The following is a 16,738-nucleotide window of genomic DNA, read 5'->3' on the forward strand; positions in this document are numbered from 1 at the left end:
GAAAGCGCAAGCGCCAGAAGAGGCTGTCGGTCGGCGTCTGGGAGGTGTGGGGTGGGGTAGGGTCGACGCCGACCGACAGCTTCAGTTGCTGCTTGCCGGATCAGTCTTGCGCAAGTCGCAGTGCAAATCAACCTTAAGTTGTAAAGCGCCCGCAAAATCTTCCGGTCTATCTCTGGCGCAGCCGAATGATCCGGTAGCTGTTGTAGTGCCGGAACGCTTCGGACGTGCGGCTGGTGCCGGTCAGGCGTTGCATCAGGTTCTCGCGCCGCTTGCGCGACAGGAAAAGCCCGATGGCTTTCCCCAAGGCCCAGTGCGCCGTGGGCCGATTGTCCCGGATCTCATCCGATACGCGCGTCACTCCGTGGCCCAGAACGTGGAACAGCCGCTGCTCCAGATCGATCGAGGGCGCCACGGCCTCGGTGATGTCCTCTTCGGCATCGACGGCGAAGGCCGAGCCGTCGACCGCCGCACGAAACGCCGCCAGCGGATGCCCGCCGCCCGGCTGGGGACCCTCGGCCGCCCGGCCCCGGTAGGCCTCGGTGCGAAAGCAGTCGGCAATCAGCACCTGTCCACCCGGAACCAGAAGCCGCGCGCATTTCGGCAGGCTTTCAGACAGCGGGATGTACTGGAAGCTTTCCGAAAAGAGGCACAGGTCGAACGGCCCCTGGCCCTGGAACGCCTCGAAGGTGCATTCGTGAACCGTGGCCCCTTTCGCGGTCTCACGGCAGCGCGCGGCCAGAAAGGCGGACGGAACGACGATCTCGACCTGATGCCCCAGGGCCAGCAGCTTCTTCGCCGTCTCGCCTGCGCCGCCGCCGATATCCAGGATGCGCAACGGACCGGGAGGCAGATAGCCGAACAGCTTCACCGTATAGGCATCCTGCGCCGCCCGCAGATTGGCCGCGGTCGCCTCCAGCCCGGTCCACAGCCCGTAATGCAGGTTCTCGGCCCCGGTCAGCCAGCGGATGAACGCCAGCCCCACATCCAGCCCCACCGCCCGCGTGTCGATCTTGTCAGCCATCATTCACCTCTGGTGGGCCGAGCCTTAGCCGCTTGGGCCGCTTTCGGCAACGGTTTCGCCCCACCACACCGGATGACCGCTTGAACTGGAACAAAAACGGATCAAATCTGTCTCTCCCCCGACTCCCCCGAGAGGCGCGCGATGCCGCACAACAACATCAACGCCCTGACCGAGCGTCCGGACGTCCTGACCAAGCCCAAGCTGGAAGGTGGCCGCCGCTTCGTCCTGTCCACGCCGTTCCAGCCCGCAGGCGACCAGCCGACCGCGATCCGGGAACTGACGGCGGGCGTCATGGCGGGGGAACGCGATCAGGTCCTTCTGGGCGCGACGGGGACGGGCAAGACCTTCACCATGGCCAAGGTGATCGAGGAAACCCAGCGCCCCGCCATCATCCTGGCGCCCAACAAGACGCTGGCCGCGCAATTGTACGGCGAGTTCAAGGGCTTCTTCCCCGACAACGCCGTGGAATATTTCGTCAGCTACTACGACTACTACCAGCCCGAAGCCTATGTCGCCCGCACCGATACCTATATCGAGAAGGAATCCCAGATCAACGAACAGATCGACCGGATGCGCCACTCGGCCACCCGGGCGCTTCTGGAACGCGACGACGTGATCATCGTGGCCTCGGTCAGTTGCATCTACGGCATCGGCTCGGTCGAGACCTATTCGGCGATGACCCAGGACCTCGTGGTCGGCCAGATGTACGATCAGCGCAAGGTGATGGCGGAACTGGTGGCCCAGCAATACCGCCGCTTGGAAGCCGCCTTCCAGCGCGGGTCCTTCCGGGTGCGGGGCGATTCCCTGGAAATCTGGCCTGCCCACCTTGAAGACCGCGCTTGGCGGTTCTCCTTCTTTGGCGAAGAGCTGGAGTCGATTACCGAATTCGACCCGCTGACCGGGGCCAAGACCGACAATTTCCCGCAGATCCGCATCTACGCCAACAGCCACTACGTCACCCCGCGCCCGACGCTGGCCCAAGCCACGAAGGGCATCAAGGACGAGCTTTTCCACCGGCTGAAGCAGCTGACCGGCGAGGGCAAGCTGCTGGAGGCGCAACGCCTGGAACAGCGCACCAATTTCGACCTCGAAATGCTGGAGGCCACGGGCAGTTGCGCCGGGATCGAAAACTACTCCCGCTACCTGACCGGCCGCGCGCCGGGCGAACCGCCGCCGACCCTGTTCGAATTCATCCCCGACAATGCCATCGTCTTCGCAGACGAATCCCACGTCTCGGTCCCGCAGATCGGCGGCATGTACAAGGGCGACTTCCGCCGCAAGATGACGCTGGCCGAACACGGCTTCCGCCTGCCCAGCTGCATGGACAACCGCCCCCTGAAGTTCGAGGAATGGGACGCCATGCGCCCGCAATCGGTCTTCGTCTCCGCCACCCCGGCCGCGTGGGAGATGGAACAAACCGGCGGCGTCTTCACCGAGCAGGTGATCCGACCCACCGGACTGATCGACCCCCAGGTCGAAATCCGCCCGGTCGAGATGCAGGTCGACGACCTTCTGGACGAAATCCGAAAAGTCGCCGCACGGGGCCTGCGCACGCTTGCCACCGTCTTGACCAAGCGCATGGCCGAGGATCTGACGGATTACCTGCACGAGCAGGGCATCCGCGTGCGCTACATGCACTCGGACATCGACACCATCGAACGCATCGAAATCCTGCGGGATTTGCGGCTTGGCGCCTTCGACGTGCTGGTCGGGATCAACCTTCTGCGCGAAGGGTTGGACATCCCCGAATGCGGCCTTGTCGCGATTCTCGACGCCGACAAGGAAGGCTTCCTGCGGTCGGAAACCTCGCTCATCCAGACCATCGGCCGCGCCGCGCGGAACAGCGAAGGTCGCGTGATCATGTACGCGGACCGGATGACCGGGTCGATGGAACGGGCGATTGGCGAGACCAACCGCCGTCGGGAAAAGCAGGTCGCCTACAACCTCAAGCACGGGATCACCCCCGAGACGATCCGCAAGAACGTCGAGGATGTGCTTTTCGGCACCTGGGTGGGCGACACCGATCAGGCGCGCATCACCACCAAGGTCGACAAGCCGATGGTCGGCAAGAACCTGGCCGCGCACCTCGACGCGCTGCGGCTGCAGATGCGCAAGGCGGCGGAAAACCTGGAGTTCGAGGAAGCCGCCCGCCTGCGGGACGAGGTCAAGCGGCTGGAGGCGGTGGAGCTTGCGGTGGCCGACGACCCCTTCGCCCGGCAAGAGGTGATCGAGGAAGCGGTGGAAGAGGCGGTGAAGATGGCGGGCCGGTCGACCGCCGGTCGGGCCGGGCAGCGTGGGGGCAAGCGGTCACGGCGCGGAAGCTAGACCCGTCGACCAGCGGAAGGTGGGCGAATCGCCCACCCTACGCGACCGCACCGTCCTGACCGCTGGATCTCATCCCATGCGGCAGCATAGACGGCCGGTGGGTGGCATTGCCTGGGACTCTGGATTCGATAAGCAGTCTGCCCTCTTCACGCCACCGCCCGCAGGGTGGGCGTTTTGTCCACCTTCGCCCGCAAGTCACGATGGATCGTCGAAAAGGGCCAGTCCTCGGCCTTGGTCGCCAACCCGTGCCGGACCGGATCGCTCAGGCAGTGAGCCACGGCGCGGCGCCCTTCCTCGGCATCGCGAATCAAGTGCTCCCAGAACCGCCGCTGCCAAAGCCCGGCCTCGCGCTTCTCCACCATGCTTGGCGACTGCAGGCCCCGTAGGCCTGTCGCATGGGTGAAGCGGCCTTTAAGCTTCTGCCAGCGACGGGAAAAGTCGGCATCCCCCGCTGGCAGCGTCCAGACCGCGTGGATGTGGTCCGGCAGGACCACCATCGCGTCGCAGCGAACCGGTTGCTCCGCCACGGTCAGACGGTAGGCCTCCCGCAGCAGATCGATGCGATCGGTCAAAAGCGTCCCGCCCCGTTCAGCCAGATGGACCGTGAAGAAGTAGGTGGCACCTGGGACGCGCAAGCGGCGGTAGTTCGGCATGGACCTTCCCTTTCAAGGGGCTTTTGTAGGGTGGGCGGTATCGCCCACCCTGCGCTGGGGTCATTCGACAAGGACGATGTCGTCCTCCGCCGCGGCACTGGACAGGGCTTGGCAGGTGACGACCTCGCTTGACCGTTCTTCCCAGTAGCGCGGGTCCGCGAGCACCGCCTTGGGCAGGCGGTCCTTGTTGAACACCCGCCTCGTTTGCCGTTTGACCGTGATTTCGAACCGGTTCGACCGCAGCCGCGCCCCGGGTTTCAGGAAGGCGTCGCGCAACTGGTCTGCCCGGTCCTGCAATCGCCGGATCTCGGCCTTCAGCCAGGCGAATTCGTCCACCGCATCCATCTTGCACCTCCGCGTCTTCGGGCAGTTTCGCAGGCCCGGGTTGCGGCAGCGTTAATGGCCGACGGAACAGGAGCGGGTGGCCAGGAGTTGATCCGTCAGCCACTGCAGGAGAAGACATGCCCCATCCCATCCGCATCGGCGTCGGCGGCTGGACCTTTGAACCCTGGCGCGGAACCTTCTTTCCGGAAGGTCTCCGCCAGGCCGACGAGCTGCGCCACGCCTCCCGCGCGTTTACGGCAATCGAGGTCAACGGCACTTTCTACCGCACCCAGACCCCCGCCACCTTCCGCAACTGGTCGCGCCAGGTGCCCGAGGGCTTCGTCTTCACCCTCAAGGGTCCTCGCTACGTCTCTACCCGCCGCAAGCTGGCCGAGACGGGAGAGTCGATCCGGCGGTTCCTCGACTCGGGGCTCGAGGAGTTGGGGCCGAAGCTTGGGCCGATCAACTGGCAGCTTCCGCCGACGCGGGCCTTCGACTGCTCGGACCTTGCGGGTTTCCTCGACCTTCTGCCCGACGACCTGAACGGCCTGCCGCTGCGCCACGCCATCGAGGCCCGGCACGAAAGCTTCCGCGCCCCGGCCTTTCCAGCCCTGCTGGCGGACCGGCAGATCGCCGTGGTCCGGGGCACCGACAGCGAATACCCCGAGATCGACGCCGACACGGCCCCTTTCGCCTACCTGCATCTGATGGGCACCCGCGAAGGCGAGCCGCTGGGCTACCCCAAGGACGAGCTTGACCGCTGGGCCACCCGCCTGCGCCGTATCGCCAAGTCGCGCGAGGTCTTCGCCTTCGTCATCTCGGGCCACAAGGTCGCAAATCCGGCCGCAGCCCAGGCGCTTCTGCAGCGCCTGGCTTGACGACGCAGCGTTCAGGCCCATCTCCTGACCATGCGCGCGCTGATCACCCTTCTTCTGCTTGCAGGTCCCGCCTCAGCCTGGGAGTTCACGGCCACGCCCGTCTGCACGATCAGACAGGACACGCCCGATCTGGCGGTCCGCGTCACCTACGACCCCTCGCAGGCAGAGCCCTACGCGATTGCCCTGACCCGTCCCACGGCCTGGCCCGAGACGAAGACCTTCGGCCTGCGGTTCGACGGGCCGGCGGCGATGACCATCGGTACGGGCCGCCATCAGCTTTCGGCGGATGGCAAGACGCTGACCGTCAGCGACAGCGGGTTCGACAATGTGCTGGACGGGCTGGCCTACAACGGTCGCGCGACGGCGCTTGCCGAGGGGACCGAGGTCCCCTTCGACCTGACCGGCGCCAGACCCGCCGTGGAGGCGTTCCGCGCCTGCAACGTCCTGCCCTCGGCCTGATCCGCGCAACGCATCAGTAGACGCCTGTCACCTCGTACATCACCGGTTCGAACCCACGGCAAAGCTCGTTGATCTTGCGATTGCGCTCGCGCATTTCCGGCGTGCGCAGCATCGCCTGGTAATCCTCGCGCCGCGCCCACTGGCTGTAGTTGCAGATCCGGGTCCGGGCGTCGTTCATGTGCAGACCCGCCGCGATGAAGCCGGGCTGGTGGCGGATGCAGGCTGCATAGGCGGCCTCCAGCGCCTCGACCAGATCGAAAGCCATCGCGGGGGTGGTCTCGAAGGTGGTGATGACGGTTTGCCCTTGGAAATCCTTGACAATCTGCGGCATGTCGGTCCTCCCTCTTCTGCACTCAGGATGGCACGAACCGGGATCAAAGGCATGAAGTTTCTCGACCCGAACGACCGCTTCTTCTCCCGCGCCTGGGTGCGCTGGCTGACCGTCCTTTTGCCCATCGGCTGGGGCCTGTTCGAGCTTCTCTACGTCGGATCGCCCTTCTGGGGGATCATGTTCCTTGCGGCGGGGGGTTATGCCGGCTGGATGCTGTTCTTCCAGCGCGGCAAGGACTGAGATCGGGACGGATCAGTCCATCCACTCCGGTCGGTCCAGCCCCAGGGACTGCGGGTCGTTCAGATAGGCGGCGCCCAAGGCCACGACCAGCGCAAGCAGCACCGCAAAGGCGATCTTCCAGGCCGACCAGGGCCGCTCGCCCTGCACTTCGCCCGTCTGCGCGTTGACGATGAAGCGGTAGCTCTTTCCATTGTACTTGTAGGCCGCCATCCAGACCGGCAGCAGGATGTGCTTGAAGGTCTCCTCCGACCAACTGGTGTCCACGTCGTCCACCCGCTGATCGTCCCCGCCGATGTCGTCGCGCACGTCCTGGACGATCACCTCCGACATCTTCTGGCGGGCCTTCTGGTGGCCGTCGGCCAGGCCCACGGTATACCCCTCGGCCTGGAAACCGGCCAGATACTCCGGCCCGTAAGGCACCAGAGCGCCCAGGTCCCAGGGTGTCAGCTCATTTCCCAACCGCTCGGGCAGGCTGCCCGAGGCCATGACCAGCACGTCGTCGAAGTCCCGCGCCACCCGGCCCGACGCCGGATACCAGCGCGTATGGCGAACCTGCTCCTGCCGCGTCTCCATCTTGCCGTTGACCCGGACCGAGACCGTGCGGGTCTCGTAATAATGCTCGCCCCGCTGGCCGGTGTAGCGGCTGGCCGTGTCGGCGTCGAAGGTCCAGAACGGCACATAGATGCCGTTCATCGCGCGACCCTTGCGGGCGTACTCCAAAAGCGAATTCGGCGCGAACCACAGGCTGCCAAGCCAGGCCGTCATCGCCTTGCGCGCCTCGGTTTCGGTCAGCACAAACGGCACCAGCGCCTGGGGCTTGATATGCCGCTGGGTGCCGGTGTCCAGCACCACCGGCGTCGCACAGAACGGACATTCGGTGGCATGGGTCGCGCCGGTGATCTCGACCTGAGCGCCGCAGTTCGGGCAAGAGGTGGTGCGCACCTCGACCATGTCGCGATCAGCCAGATCGTCCTTCAATCCCCGTTTCAGATCAAGCTCTTGCAGCGCGCGGGTCCGGCTTTGCGGTGCTGCGGCGGGGATGTCCTGCACATGGCCGCAATGATCGCAGACCAGCCGCGTCTGGCCCGGAGAGAAGCGCAGTTGCGCCCCGCATTGTTCGCAGGGCCAGCGGTGTTCATCCTGCGGCATGGCTCAGGGTTTCGGCGGTGGCGGCGGCACCTGGTCCAGAAGCCGCGCAAGGTCCGTCTCGGCGGCCATCTTCCAGCCGTCCTGACCCGCGGTCCAAACCATCGTGGCGCGGCCAAGCTTGCCCTCGGCCGCCATCCGCGCCAGGTCGCCCTCTGCGAACGGACCCGATGTCGACCCATCCACCGCAAGATGCCAGGCCTTCGCGGCCGGCGGCGCTGGGGGCGGGGGCGGCGGGGCGGCGGCAGCACCCGGCTGACCTCCCCACGGCCCCATGTTCTGCGCCATCGACGCACCCATGCCCATGCCCATTCCAGCCCCCATCGCCGAGCCCATCGCGGACCCCGGCTGGGACATGCTTTCCGCCGCATTGTACTGCATGTAACGGTTCAGATCGCCGACCACCCCCATCGAGGTCCGCTTGTCCAAGGCTTTCTCGACCTCCTCCGGCAAGCTGACGTTCTCGATGTAGAATTCCGCGATCGACAACCCGTATTCGCCGACCTGCGGCGCAATGGCGTTGGCGATGATCTTGCCCAGGTCCGCCGTGTTCGCCGCCATGTCCAGCACCGGAATGCCCGACTTCGCCAGCACCTGACTTACCGACTGGACGATCACGTTGCGGATCTGGAAGCTGATCTCGTCCGAGGTGAACTCGCCATCGGTGCCGACGACTTCCTGGATGAACTTGCCCGGATCGGTCACCCGCATCGAATAGGTCCCGAAGGCGCGCAGGCGGACCGGCCCGAACTCGGGGTCGCGGGCCATGATCGGGTTCTTGGTGCCCCATTTCTGGTCGTTGAACCGGGTGGTGTTGACGAAATAGACCTCCGACTTGAACGGCGACTGGAATCCGTGGTCCCAGTGCTGCAGCGTGGTCATGATCGGCATGTTGTTGGTCTCAAGCATGTAAAGACCGGGCTGGAATACATCCGCCAGCTGCCCTTCATGGATGAAGACCGCCGCCTGGCCTTCGCGGACCGTCAGCTTGGCACCCATCTTGATCGCCTGCCCCCGCCGGTCAAAGCGCCAGACCATCGTGTCGCGCGTGTCGTCGAGCCAGGAGATGACGTCGATGAATTCGCCTTTGAGGAAATCGAAGACCATTTGTTCTCTCCGTCATGGCAGGGCAAGGCAGGGTAGTTTGGGCTGGGCAGGTAAGCCAGCTTCTGTTGGGTCAACTTTCGCCGCCGGTCAGGCGACGCGCAAGGGATTCGACGACTGGCCGGGCTTCTTCGGCTGTCATGCCGGGACGCAGCTCCGGGCTGTAAAGGATGCGCAGCATATGCTCGTCCTGGTCGGTCAGCAGGGCGAATTCCTCGTCGTCGTTGAAGATCGAGGGCCGGGCGCGCGGGCTGTCGTTCGGCAAGCCAAGTCCCTGCGCGATTTCCTCGTGGAAGCAGGACAGGCGCAAGAGGTCGGGGTTTTCGGCCCGGATGACGGCAACGGCGTGTCGGTGAAGATGACTTTCCGATCCCGAGATGGCGAAGACGTTGCAATAGGTGGTCTGACCCATCCGCGTGACCGCCTGGATGACATCGGGCGCGATGCCGATCCGCAGGCTGTCCAGTTCGGGCCCCAGCGCCTCGCGCTCGTCTTCGGAAACGACATAGACCCAGAAATTCGGTGCCGCATCCGTCAGTCCGATGGGGTGTCCCGTGATCTGCGAAAGCCGCGCAAGGTAGCTGGCGATCTTCGCCCGGTCGGTGGCCTGCTTGTCGGCGGGCACCGACGCACCGAAGCGGACCGCGACACGCACCGGGACATTCCACCGGGTCAGGGGCGATGCTGTCTCGGCCCGGGTGATCCCGCTGCGGCTGCGGGTGAACTCCTGGAAAAGGGCGATCCGCAGGAAGTTCTCGGTCAGCCGGTCGGCCCGGACCGGGATGTCCGCCCCCGGATCGGTCCGCAGCATTCCCTCGCGCAGCAGCACCTGCTGCACCTGGGCGTAATAGGCCGTTGCGGCCGCGCTTTTTGGCGAGGGCTCGGGCGGGGCCACCGGCACCACCACAGGCGGCGTTACGGGTACGGGTGTGCCAATGCAGCCGGACAAAGCCAGACAGGTGGCCCCGGCCAGAAGGAACTTGATCTGCACCCGCGCCATTGCGTCCTTTCAGGCCGTCGCCGAGGGCGCTGTCTGCCGCGCCTTTGCCGAGGCCAGCGTGTCGCGCAGTTCGGCCTCCATCTTCACCAGTTCCGCTTCGGCCGTCGCGCGCTTGGCCTTGCCCTCGTCGGCGATGGCAAGGCTTTCGTTGATCGTCGCGATCAGCGTGGCATTCGCCGCCTTGATCGTCTCGATGTCGAAGACCCCACGCTCCATCTCTTCGCGCACCACCCTGTTCGCGGTCTGCAGGTTTTCGGCATTGGCCTTCAGAAGCTCGTTCGTCAGGTCATTGGCATCCCGCACCGCCTCGGCCGCTTCCTTCGACCGCTGGATCGTCACCGCCTGGGCCAACTGGGTCTCCCACAGCGGCACGGTGTTCACGAGCGTCGAGTTGATCTTGGTGACCAGGCTCTTGTCGTTCTCCTGCACCAGCCGGATCGACGGCAGCGACTGCATCGTCACCTGCCGCGTCAGCCGCAGGTCATGCACCCGCCGCTCCAGGTCGTCCCGCGCCGCCCGCAGGTCGCGCAACTCCTGCGCCTTCATCACCTGATCCGCTTCGGGAGCCGCTGCAACCTCGGCCTCCTTGGTCGGGATCGTGGTCGCCTCCACCTCGGTCAGCTTCGCCTCGCCCGCCGCGATGTACAGCGCCAGCTCGTTGTAGAAGCTCAGGGTCTTTTCATAAAGGATATCCAGGCTCTTGATATCCTTCAGCAAAGTATGCTCATGCGTCAGGAGTTCCGACGTGATCTTGTCGATCTGCCCCTGCACATCCTCGTACTGCGCGACAAACTCCGCGAAGGGGGCCGCCCGACCCAGAAGCTTTTCCCACCAGCTTGCATCGCGCCGCAGGTCCAGCTCGTCCACCGCAAAGCCGCGGATCGTGGTGACGATCTTGCGCAAGCTGTCCCCGGCCGGACCGACGTCCTTGTTCTTCACGTCCTGCAGCATCGCCTGGCTGATCACCTGCAACTCGGCCTGCGCGGACGAGCCGAAGGCGATGATCGACTGGGTGTTCGACAGGTCAACCTCGGACATCCGCTTGCGGATCGCCTCGGCCTTGTCCGACGGCGCGGCCTCCAGCGGCACGACCTCGGTCATCGGCTCGGGCAGGATCACGGCGGTCACCTTCTCGACTTCGGTCAAGAAGGCCTGGGCATCGGCTTGGACGGTCGTGGACATGGGCAATCCCCCTTGGGTCAATGGTCAAGCGTCAAACGGTCGCGCAGCACGGCGATCTCAACATCCAGATCGGTGCGGTTGTTCGAAAGAAAAGCCGTGGTCTTCTGGGCGAAGGTGGTTTCCAGATCGGTCAGCAGCGCCTCATAATCCGCACGAGCACTGGCGTCGCGGGTCTGGGCGTAGTGGTCGGCGAACTTCACCGTCGCATCACGTGCGCCCATCAGATAGACCGACAGATACTTCCGCGCCGCCGTGAGGTCGCCCGGATCGCCCTCGATCGTGCGGAAAAGCCCCCGCGCCACGGCGGAAAATTGCGTCACCCGGCGTTCCAGACTGCGGTCCTTCGCCCGCAGGATCGCGTCCTGCATCGCGGCCAGATGCTTCTCGCCTTCTTCCACGGCTTGGGCGACCCGGCCGGTCTGGAAGGCATCGATCCCCTCCATCCCCTTGTCGGCCATCGGGTCAAGGCCAAAGGCCCCCAGATGCAGCCCTGCGCCAACCAGCGCGTACAGCACCGGATACACCAGGCCCTGATCCGCGATCACCCCGCCCACGGCCAGCGCCGCCCCGGTCGCGACCGCCCCCGCCGCCTTCCGCGGGAAGGCCGGACGCCGAGCCAGTTTCCGGGCGTTGTACGCAGCTTCCGCCAGCATCCCCTGCCGCGTCAGCCAGGCCGCCAGCACGATCAGCCCGCCCGCAAGCAGGCCCAGCAGCATCTCGCGCGGGCCGTCTCCGAAGGCGGGGAACAGGAACAGGAAGGCCGTCAGGAACAGCACCGTCGTGCGCCATTTCCCGGTGACGCGCGGCACCACGGGCGGCGCGCTTGTCGGACCGGAGGACCCGCCGCCGGGCGAATACTTGCCGCCGAAACGCTCGGCCATCACGCGCCTCCCGACCAGGCCACATAGGCCACGAGGAAGACCAGAAGCACCAGCGAGAGCGTCCGTATTCCGCCGCCCGACATGCCCCACACTCCCTTTTTTGCCGCTTCGCCCGACCTTAGCCGATGCCCCCGGTCCATGCCAGTCACGGCAGGGGGGAATAGGCGGCAATCTTCACCCCCCGCTTGGGGTCAGGCGGTCCAGGACGTTGCGGCGTTCGGGGCGAACCCGCTCTAGCCCTTCTTCGGCCCGCCCGACCTTGGGCCGGGACGCGCCGAGGGTCCAGAAGGTCGGGCCGGTCGGCCGGATGTCGGACGCTCGCCTTTGCCGGAGGGGGGGCGTGTCGCCTTCTGCCAGGTCGCGGACAACTGTTTCAGCCCTTCGCCGGGCTTCATCGGCCGGGTCGCCGGCTTTGCGCGATCCTCGCCCGGTCCGGTGGACTGCGTTCCGGCCTTGCCCGGTCTTGGGGCCAGCTTGCGGACGGGCTTCGGGGCTTCTTCCGGTTCTGCCAGACCCAGCTGCTCGCGCAGCACGCGGGGCTTCAGCTCTTCGACCTCGCCGGGTTCTAACTCGTTCAGCCGGAAGGGACCGTAGGAAATCCGGATCAGACGGTTCACCGTCAGCCCGATGTGGTTCATCGCCCGCCGGATCTCGCGGTTCTTGCCCTCGCGCAGACCCACAGTCAGCCAGGCGTTGGCACCCTGGTGGCGGTCGATCTTGACCTCCATCGGCTGGAAGCGGTCGCCGTCGACGGTGATCCCCTTGCGCAGGGGTTCGATTTCCGGCTCGGTCGGGTTGCCCTTGACCCGCACCCGGTACTTCCGCAGCCAGCCGGTCGAGGGCAGTTCCAGCTTCCGCTTCAACTCGCCATCGTTGGTCAGCAGGAGAAGCCCCTCGGAGTTCAGGTCCAGCCGCCCGATCGACATCACCCGGGGCATGTCCTCGGGCAGGTGGTCGAACACGGTGTCGCGGCCCTTTTCGTCCGAGGCCGAGGTGACCAACCCTTCGGGCTTGTAATACAGCCACAGGCGCGGGGGTTCGGGCTGGCCCACGGGTTCGCCCCGGACGGTAATCTTGTCCTTTGCCGTCACGTTCAGCGCGGGGGAGGTGATGGTCTTGCCGTTCACCTTGACCTCGCCCAGTTCGATCAGCCGCTCGGCTTCCCGACGGGACGCGATGCCGGCGCGGGACAGGACCTTGGCGATGCGCTCGCCTTCGGGCGTGTCGGTCGCCGAGGCGTCCTTGTCCGAAGTCTTCGGGGCGGGGGGCTTTTCTTTTCCGGGCATGGCCATCATCCTTTGGGCCTTGGTGGCCGGGGTCGGCAGGATAGTGATGCGAGCATGAAAGAGCAACGCGAAGGGTTCCGGTCGTTCATGGGCTTTGCCCTGGACGAGGCACGGGCGGCGGCGGACCGGGGCGAAGTGCCGGTCGGGGCGGTCGTCGTGCAGGGTGATCGGGTGCTGGCCCAGGCGGGCAACCGCACGCGAGAGTTGTCGGACCCCACCGCCCATGCCGAGATGCTGGCGATCCGCGATGCCTGTGCGGTCCTTGGGTCGGAACGGCTTGTCGGCTGCGATCTTTACGTCACGCTGGAGCCCTGCCCGATGTGTGCCGCCGCGATCTCTGCGGCGCGGGTAGGGCGGCTTTACTATGGCGCGGCGGACCCGAAGTCGGGCGGGGTTTCGGTCGGCGCGCGGATCTTCAGCCATCCCCAGTGCCACCATGTGCCCGAGGTCTATGACGGGATCGGGGCGGGAGAGGCGGAGGCCCTCTTGAAAGGGTTCTTTGCGGGTCGGCGGGGGTAGGTGTCCACCTGTGGACAGGCGACCTGTCTCGGTGGTTTCGACCTCTGGAAACACGCGCGCAGGTAAGCGGCCGTTGGGCGATCATGCTTGACCGAAGGTAAATGCCTGCAGTCAAGCCATTGATTTCGTTATGATTGCCAAAGTGACCGCGCGTGGGCGGGGCTAGATACGGATCGGATCCAGGACCTCGTGCTCGATGACCTCGATCCCCGACGGCAGGCCCGCACGCAGGATGCTCGCGTCCTGGGCCAGGATCGGGAAGGTCTTGTAGTGGCAGGGGATCACCCAGCGGAAGTTGAACCACTTCCGCGCCGCCCAGGCCGCGCGTTCCATGTCCATCGTGTAGTGCCCGCCGCAGGCCAGGATGCCGATGTCGGGCTGGTGGAACTCGGCCATCCAGGCCATGTCGGCCATGATGTCGGTGTCGCCGGACAGATAGATCGTGTGCCCCTCGCCCGCGATCATGAACCCCGCCGCGTCACCCGCTGGGAGAAGGCCCTTGTCGCCGAAGTCGATGGAGGCGGAATGGACCGCGTGGACCATCGTCACCTTCGCCCCGTTCAGGATCAACGTCCCGCCCTTGCCGAACCCCACCGTCTGGGCCCCCTGACCGTTCAGCCACTCCGACAGCTCATGGATGCAGTGCACCTTGATCCCCAGCTTCTTCGCTAGACGGGCCGCGTCGGCGGCATGATCACCATGCGCATGGGTCAGAAGGATGTGCGTCGCACCGGCAATCGCCTCGTCCTCGCGCCCGGCGGGGAAGAGGGGGTTGCCGGTCAGCCAGGGGTCGACCAGAAGAACGGCCTCTTCGATCTCGATGCGAAAGCCGGAATGACCAAGCCAGGTGATCTGCATGGGGGCGCTCCTTGAAATTTGTGCGGAAGGGGTCACTTTCCCGATGCCGGAGGGGGATGCAATGCTGGAGCCGATCGACGCCTATTGTGAGCGGACCTCCGCCGCCTACTGGGCCGAGCCGGTGAATGCGGTGACGAACCTCGTCTTCCTGGTCGCGGCGCTGGTGATGTGGCGGCGGACGGAAGGCTTGCCGCTGGCGCGGGCGATGTGCGGCGTGCTGGCAGCGATAGGAGCGGGATCCTGGCTGTTCCACACCCACGCCAACGGGCTGACGGCCGTCCTGGACGTGGTGCCGATCCTGGTTTTCATCCTCCTTTACCTTTTCGCGGCCACGCGGGATTTCCTGGGGCTTGGCCCCTGGTGGGCGCTGGCCGCGGTGGTCGCGTTCTTTCCCTACGCCGCGCTGATGGTGCCGGTCTTCGGCTGGGCGATGCCGTTCCTGGGCTCCTCCGCCGGTTACGCGCCGATCCCGGTCCTGATCCTGGGCTATGCGGTGCTTTTGTGGCGCCGGGCGCCGGCGACGGCCCGGGGGATGGTGCTGGGCGCGGGCGTTTTGGTCGCCAGCCTGACCTTCCGGACGCTGGATGGCCCGCTTTGCGGGATGGTGCCCTTCGGCACGCATTTCCTGTGGCACGTCCTGAACGGGCTGATGCTGGGCTGGATGATCGAGGTCTACCGCCGCCACATGCTTGCGGGATGGGGCGGGGGCCGCTAAACGGGGCCAAATCCGATGGAGAGCCGCATGGCCATTGATATCGACACCGCCCGCAAGGTGGCAAAGCTGGCCCGTATCCGGGTCGAGGAAGCGGACCTTCCCGCGTTGGCGGACAAGCTTTCCGGCATCCTCGGCTTCATGGAGCAGTTGAACGAGGTCGACGTGGACGGGGTCGAACCGATGACCAGCGTCACGCCGATGCGGTTGAAGCGGCGGGCGGATGTGGTGACGGATGGCAACATCCAGGCGCAGGTGCTGACGAACGCCCCCGATGCGCGCGAGGGGTTCTTTGCGGTGCCGAAGGTGGTGGAATGAGCGCGAACGTGACCGGTGCAAACACCTGGACCATTGCCGCCGCGCGGGATGCGCTGCGCAAGGGTGAGATTTCGGCGGTCGATCTGACCATGTCCTGCCTGACGGCGATTGACGCAGGCGACGGGCTGAACGCCTTTGTCCACAAGACGCCCGAGATCGCGCTGGAGCAGGCCCGCGCGGCGGACGCCCGGCTGGCGGGTGGAGAGGCCCCGGCGATGTGCGGAATTCCACTGGGGATCAAGGACCTCTTCTGCACCAAGGGGGTGCCGTCGCAGGCGGCCTCCAACATCCTGAAGGGGTTCAAGCCGGAGTATGAATCGACGGTGACGTCGAAGCTGTTCGACGCGGGCGCAGTCATGCTGGGCAAGCTGAATATGGACGAATTCGCCATGGGCTCGTCGAACGAGACCTCGGCCTACGGCGATGCGGTGAACCCCTGGCGCGTGGACGACCGGAAGCTGACGCCGGGCGGGTCCTCGGGCGGGTCGGCGGCGGCGGTGGCGGCGGACCTGTGCCTTGCGGCGACGGGGACGGATACCGGCGGTTCGATCCGGCAACCGGCGGCCTTTACCGGGATCGTCGGGATCAAGCCGACCTACGGGCGGGTGTCGCGCTGGGGGATCGTGGCCTTTGCGTCCAGCCTGGATCAGGCGGGGCCGATGACCAAATCGGTGCGCGATGCGGCGATCATGCTGCAGGCGATGTGCGGGCATGACCCGAAGGATTCGACCAGCGCGGACATCCCGGTGCCGGATTTCGAGGCGGCGTTGACCGGGGATATTCGGGGCCGCGTTATCGGTATCCCGAAGGAATACCGGATGGACGGGATGCCGGCCGAGATCGAGGCGCTCTGGGCGCGCGGCATCGAGATGCTGAAGGACGCCGGGGCAGAGGTACGCGACATTTCCCTCCCGCATACCAAGTTCGCGCTCCCCGCCTACTACGTGATCGCTCCGGCGGAGGCGTCGTCGAACCTCGCCCGCTATGACGGGGTGCGCTATGGGCATCGGGCGAAGCTGGCGGCAGGTGACGGGATCACCGAGATGTACGAGAAGACCCGGGCCGAGGGCTTCGGACCGGAAGTGCAGCGCCGGATCATGGTCGGGACCTATGTGCTGTCGGCGGGCTTCTATGACGCCTACTACAACCGTGCGCGGAAAGTGCGGGCGCTGATCAAGCGGGATTTCGAGCTGGCGTTTGCGGATGGGGTGGATGCGATCCTGACGCCCGCCACGCCGTCAGCGGCGTTCGGTCTGGGCGAGATGGCGGATGCGGACCCGGTGCAGATGTATCTGAACGACGTCTTCACGGTGACGGTGAACCTGGCGGGATTGCCGGGCGTGGCGGTTCCCGTGGGTCTGGACGCCCAGGGGTTGCCCTTGGGGTTGCAGCTGATCGGGCGGCCCTGGGACGAGGCACAGTTGCTGAATTACGCACATGTGTTGGAAAGCCGCGCCGGGTTTGTGGCCAAAGCCGACAAATGGTGGTAATGCCCCGCAAA

The 16,738-nt window shown here is 65.9% G+C and carries 20 protein-coding genes; 8 read left to right on the top strand and 12 right to left on the bottom strand.

Features of this window, described 5'->3' with window-relative positions:
* Positions 1–166: 166 nt before the first annotated feature.
* Positions 167–1,021 (bottom strand): bifunctional 2-polyprenyl-6-hydroxyphenol methylase/3-demethylubiquinol 3-O-methyltransferase UbiG, encoded by an 855-nt coding sequence (locus Q0C42_RS05460; RefSeq protein ID WP_295073136.1) that lies wholly within the window; start codon positions 1,019–1,021, stop codon positions 167–169.
* Positions 1,022–1,162: 141 nt separating this feature from the next.
* Between Q0C42_RS05460 and uvrB the strand changes: the two genes are divergently transcribed.
* On the top strand, positions 1,163–3,346 hold the full coding sequence (gene uvrB, locus Q0C42_RS05465) for an excinuclease ABC subunit UvrB (RefSeq protein WP_295073138.1): 2,184 nt from the start codon (positions 1,163–1,165) through the stop codon (positions 3,344–3,346).
* Positions 3,347–3,492: 146 nt separating this feature from the next.
* Here the strand turns inward: uvrB and Q0C42_RS05470 are convergent, their stop codons facing one another.
* Both Q0C42_RS05470 and Q0C42_RS05475 read right to left on the bottom strand, forming a co-directional pair.
* Positions 3,493–3,999 (bottom strand): transposase, encoded by a 507-nt coding sequence (locus Q0C42_RS05470; protein ID WP_295073140.1) that lies wholly within the window; start codon positions 3,997–3,999, stop codon positions 3,493–3,495.
* A gap of 60 nt (positions 4,000–4,059) precedes the next feature.
* Positions 4,060–4,344 (bottom strand): hypothetical protein, encoded by a 285-nt coding sequence (locus tag Q0C42_RS05475; protein ID WP_295073143.1) that lies wholly within the window; start codon positions 4,342–4,344, stop codon positions 4,060–4,062.
* A gap of 116 nt (positions 4,345–4,460) precedes the next feature.
* Between Q0C42_RS05475 and Q0C42_RS05480 the strand changes: the two genes are divergently transcribed.
* Both Q0C42_RS05480 and Q0C42_RS05485 read left to right on the top strand, forming a co-directional pair.
* Entirely contained in the window at positions 4,461–5,201 is a 741-nt protein-coding gene (locus Q0C42_RS05480; protein ID WP_295073145.1) for a DUF72 domain-containing protein, read from the top strand.
* A gap of 30 nt (positions 5,202–5,231) precedes the next feature.
* Positions 5,232–5,660 carry an excinuclease ABC subunit B gene (locus Q0C42_RS05485; protein WP_295073148.1) on the top strand — a complete coding sequence of 143 codons (429 nt, stop codon included), beginning with the start codon at positions 5,232–5,234 and terminating at the stop codon, positions 5,658–5,660.
* Positions 5,661–5,673: 13 nt separating this feature from the next.
* On the opposite strand, the gene Q0C42_RS05490 is transcribed toward Q0C42_RS05485, so the two are convergent.
* Complete coding sequence (locus Q0C42_RS05490) at positions 5,674–5,991, bottom strand: antibiotic biosynthesis monooxygenase (RefSeq protein WP_295073151.1); 318 nt, start codon at positions 5,989–5,991, stop codon at positions 5,674–5,676.
* Between the two features lie 51 nt (positions 5,992–6,042).
* Between Q0C42_RS05490 and Q0C42_RS05495 the strand changes: the two genes are divergently transcribed.
* The gene (locus tag Q0C42_RS05495; protein WP_295073153.1) at positions 6,043–6,231 is read left to right on the top strand and encodes a hypothetical protein; all 189 of its coding nucleotides are present in this window, start codon (positions 6,043–6,045) and stop codon (positions 6,229–6,231) included.
* Between the two features lie 12 nt (positions 6,232–6,243).
* Here the strand turns inward: Q0C42_RS05495 and Q0C42_RS05500 are convergent, their stop codons facing one another.
* The 7 genes from Q0C42_RS05500 to Q0C42_RS05530 form a co-directional block, all read right to left on the bottom strand.
* The gene (locus Q0C42_RS05500; RefSeq protein ID WP_295073155.1) at positions 6,244–7,380 is read right to left on the bottom strand and encodes a primosomal protein N' (replication factor Y) - superfamily II helicase; all 1,137 of its coding nucleotides are present in this window, start codon (positions 7,378–7,380) and stop codon (positions 6,244–6,246) included.
* A gap of 3 nt (positions 7,381–7,383) precedes the next feature.
* Positions 7,384–8,484, bottom strand: coding sequence for an SPFH domain-containing protein (locus tag Q0C42_RS05505; protein WP_295073157.1), 1,101 nt, complete (start codon positions 8,482–8,484; stop codon positions 7,384–7,386).
* Between the two features lie 70 nt (positions 8,485–8,554).
* The gene (locus tag Q0C42_RS05510; RefSeq protein WP_295073160.1) at positions 8,555–9,481 is read right to left on the bottom strand and encodes a DUF2927 domain-containing protein; all 927 of its coding nucleotides are present in this window, start codon (positions 9,479–9,481) and stop codon (positions 8,555–8,557) included.
* Positions 9,482–9,490: 9 nt separating this feature from the next.
* Positions 9,491–10,663, bottom strand: coding sequence for a toxic anion resistance protein (locus tag Q0C42_RS05515; protein ID WP_295073163.1), 1,173 nt, complete (start codon positions 10,661–10,663; stop codon positions 9,491–9,493).
* A gap of 17 nt (positions 10,664–10,680) precedes the next feature.
* Positions 10,681–11,544 carry a 5-bromo-4-chloroindolyl phosphate hydrolysis family protein gene (locus Q0C42_RS05520; RefSeq protein ID WP_295073166.1) on the bottom strand — a complete coding sequence of 288 codons (864 nt, stop codon included), beginning with the start codon at positions 11,542–11,544 and terminating at the stop codon, positions 10,681–10,683.
* The gene (locus Q0C42_RS05525) at positions 11,544–11,684 is read right to left on the bottom strand and encodes a hypothetical protein (protein ID WP_295073169.1); all 141 of its coding nucleotides are present in this window, start codon (positions 11,682–11,684) and stop codon (positions 11,544–11,546) included. The genes Q0C42_RS05520 and Q0C42_RS05525 overlap by 1 nt, the downstream gene beginning before the upstream one ends.
* A 93-nt stretch (positions 11,685–11,777) precedes the next feature.
* Positions 11,778–12,830 (bottom strand): pseudouridine synthase, encoded by a 1,053-nt coding sequence (locus Q0C42_RS05530; protein WP_295073171.1) that lies wholly within the window; start codon positions 12,828–12,830, stop codon positions 11,778–11,780.
* A gap of 54 nt (positions 12,831–12,884) precedes the next feature.
* On the opposite strand from Q0C42_RS05530, the gene Q0C42_RS05535 reads away from it, so the two are divergent.
* Positions 12,885–13,349, top strand: a complete 465-nt coding sequence (locus tag Q0C42_RS05535; RefSeq protein WP_295073173.1) for a nucleoside deaminase — start codon at positions 12,885–12,887, stop codon at positions 13,347–13,349.
* Between the two features lie 162 nt (positions 13,350–13,511).
* On the opposite strand, the gene Q0C42_RS05540 is transcribed toward Q0C42_RS05535, so the two are convergent.
* A complete protein-coding gene (locus tag Q0C42_RS05540) occupies positions 13,512–14,207 on the bottom strand; it encodes a metal-dependent hydrolase (RefSeq protein ID WP_295073175.1) in 696 nt (231 codons plus the stop codon).
* A 61-nt stretch (positions 14,208–14,268) separates the two neighbouring features.
* Between Q0C42_RS05540 and Q0C42_RS05545 the strand changes: the two genes are divergently transcribed.
* From Q0C42_RS05545 to gatA, 3 genes are read left to right on the top strand one after another with little or no spacing between them, the layout of a single operon-like run.
* Entirely contained in the window at positions 14,269–14,922 is a 654-nt protein-coding gene (locus Q0C42_RS05545; protein ID WP_295073177.1) for a ceramidase domain-containing protein, read from the top strand.
* A gap of 27 nt (positions 14,923–14,949) precedes the next feature.
* Positions 14,950–15,237, top strand: a complete 288-nt coding sequence (gatC, locus tag Q0C42_RS05550; protein WP_295073179.1) for an Asp-tRNA(Asn)/Glu-tRNA(Gln) amidotransferase subunit GatC — start codon at positions 14,950–14,952, stop codon at positions 15,235–15,237.
* The gene (gatA, locus tag Q0C42_RS05555; RefSeq protein WP_295073182.1) at positions 15,234–16,727 is read left to right on the top strand and encodes an Asp-tRNA(Asn)/Glu-tRNA(Gln) amidotransferase subunit GatA; all 1,494 of its coding nucleotides are present in this window, start codon (positions 15,234–15,236) and stop codon (positions 16,725–16,727) included. The genes gatC and gatA overlap by 4 nt, the downstream gene beginning before the upstream one ends.
* Positions 16,728–16,738: the final 11 nt, after the last annotated feature.

Source organism: Tabrizicola sp. (assembly GCF_022842145.1).
In the GTDB taxonomy this organism is placed as follows: domain Bacteria; phylum Pseudomonadota; class Alphaproteobacteria; order Rhodobacterales; family Rhodobacteraceae; genus Tabrizicola.

What these genes read in the sequence shown, in the direction of transcription:
- Q0C42_RS05460 (WP_295073136.1), bottom strand. Translation starts at nt 1,021, where the DNA reads ATGGCTGACAAGATCGACACGCGGGCGGTGGGGCTGGATGTGGGGCTG.
- uvrB (WP_295073138.1), top strand. Translation starts at nt 1,163, where the DNA reads ATGCCGCACAACAACATCAACGCCCTGACCGAGCGTCCGGACGTCCTG.
- Q0C42_RS05470 (WP_295073140.1), bottom strand. Translation starts at nt 3,999, where the DNA reads ATGCCGAACTACCGCCGCTTGCGCGTCCCAGGTGCCACCTACTTCTTC.
- Q0C42_RS05475 (WP_295073143.1), bottom strand. Translation starts at nt 4,344, where the DNA reads ATGGATGCGGTGGACGAATTCGCCTGGCTGAAGGCCGAGATCCGGCGA.
- Q0C42_RS05480 (WP_295073145.1), top strand. Translation starts at nt 4,461, where the DNA reads ATGCCCCATCCCATCCGCATCGGCGTCGGCGGCTGGACCTTTGAACCC.
- Q0C42_RS05485 (WP_295073148.1), top strand. Translation starts at nt 5,232, where the DNA reads ATGCGCGCGCTGATCACCCTTCTTCTGCTTGCAGGTCCCGCCTCAGCC.
- Q0C42_RS05490 (WP_295073151.1), bottom strand. Translation starts at nt 5,991, where the DNA reads ATGCCGCAGATTGTCAAGGATTTCCAAGGGCAAACCGTCATCACCACC.
- Q0C42_RS05495 (WP_295073153.1), top strand. Translation starts at nt 6,043, where the DNA reads ATGAAGTTTCTCGACCCGAACGACCGCTTCTTCTCCCGCGCCTGGGTG.
- Q0C42_RS05500 (WP_295073155.1), bottom strand. Translation starts at nt 7,380, where the DNA reads ATGCCGCAGGATGAACACCGCTGGCCCTGCGAACAATGCGGGGCGCAA.
- Q0C42_RS05505 (WP_295073157.1), bottom strand. Translation starts at nt 8,484, where the DNA reads ATGGTCTTCGATTTCCTCAAAGGCGAATTCATCGACGTCATCTCCTGG.
- Q0C42_RS05510 (WP_295073160.1), bottom strand. Translation starts at nt 9,481, where the DNA reads ATGGCGCGGGTGCAGATCAAGTTCCTTCTGGCCGGGGCCACCTGTCTG.
- Q0C42_RS05515 (WP_295073163.1), bottom strand. Translation starts at nt 10,663, where the DNA reads ATGTCCACGACCGTCCAAGCCGATGCCCAGGCCTTCTTGACCGAAGTC.
- Q0C42_RS05520 (WP_295073166.1), bottom strand. Translation starts at nt 11,544, where the DNA reads ATGGCCGAGCGTTTCGGCGGCAAGTATTCGCCCGGCGGCGGGTCCTCC.
- Q0C42_RS05525 (WP_295073169.1), bottom strand. Translation starts at nt 11,684, where the DNA reads ATGGACCGGGGGCATCGGCTAAGGTCGGGCGAAGCGGCAAAAAAGGGA.
- Q0C42_RS05530 (WP_295073171.1), bottom strand. Translation starts at nt 12,830, where the DNA reads ATGCCCGGAAAAGAAAAGCCCCCCGCCCCGAAGACTTCGGACAAGGAC.
- Q0C42_RS05535 (WP_295073173.1), top strand. Translation starts at nt 12,885, where the DNA reads ATGAAAGAGCAACGCGAAGGGTTCCGGTCGTTCATGGGCTTTGCCCTG.
- Q0C42_RS05540 (WP_295073175.1), bottom strand. Translation starts at nt 14,207, where the DNA reads ATGCAGATCACCTGGCTTGGTCATTCCGGCTTTCGCATCGAGATCGAA.
- Q0C42_RS05545 (WP_295073177.1), top strand. Translation starts at nt 14,269, where the DNA reads ATGCTGGAGCCGATCGACGCCTATTGTGAGCGGACCTCCGCCGCCTAC.
- gatC (WP_295073179.1), top strand. Translation starts at nt 14,950, where the DNA reads ATGGCCATTGATATCGACACCGCCCGCAAGGTGGCAAAGCTGGCCCGT.
- gatA (WP_295073182.1), top strand. Translation starts at nt 15,234, where the DNA reads ATGAGCGCGAACGTGACCGGTGCAAACACCTGGACCATTGCCGCCGCG.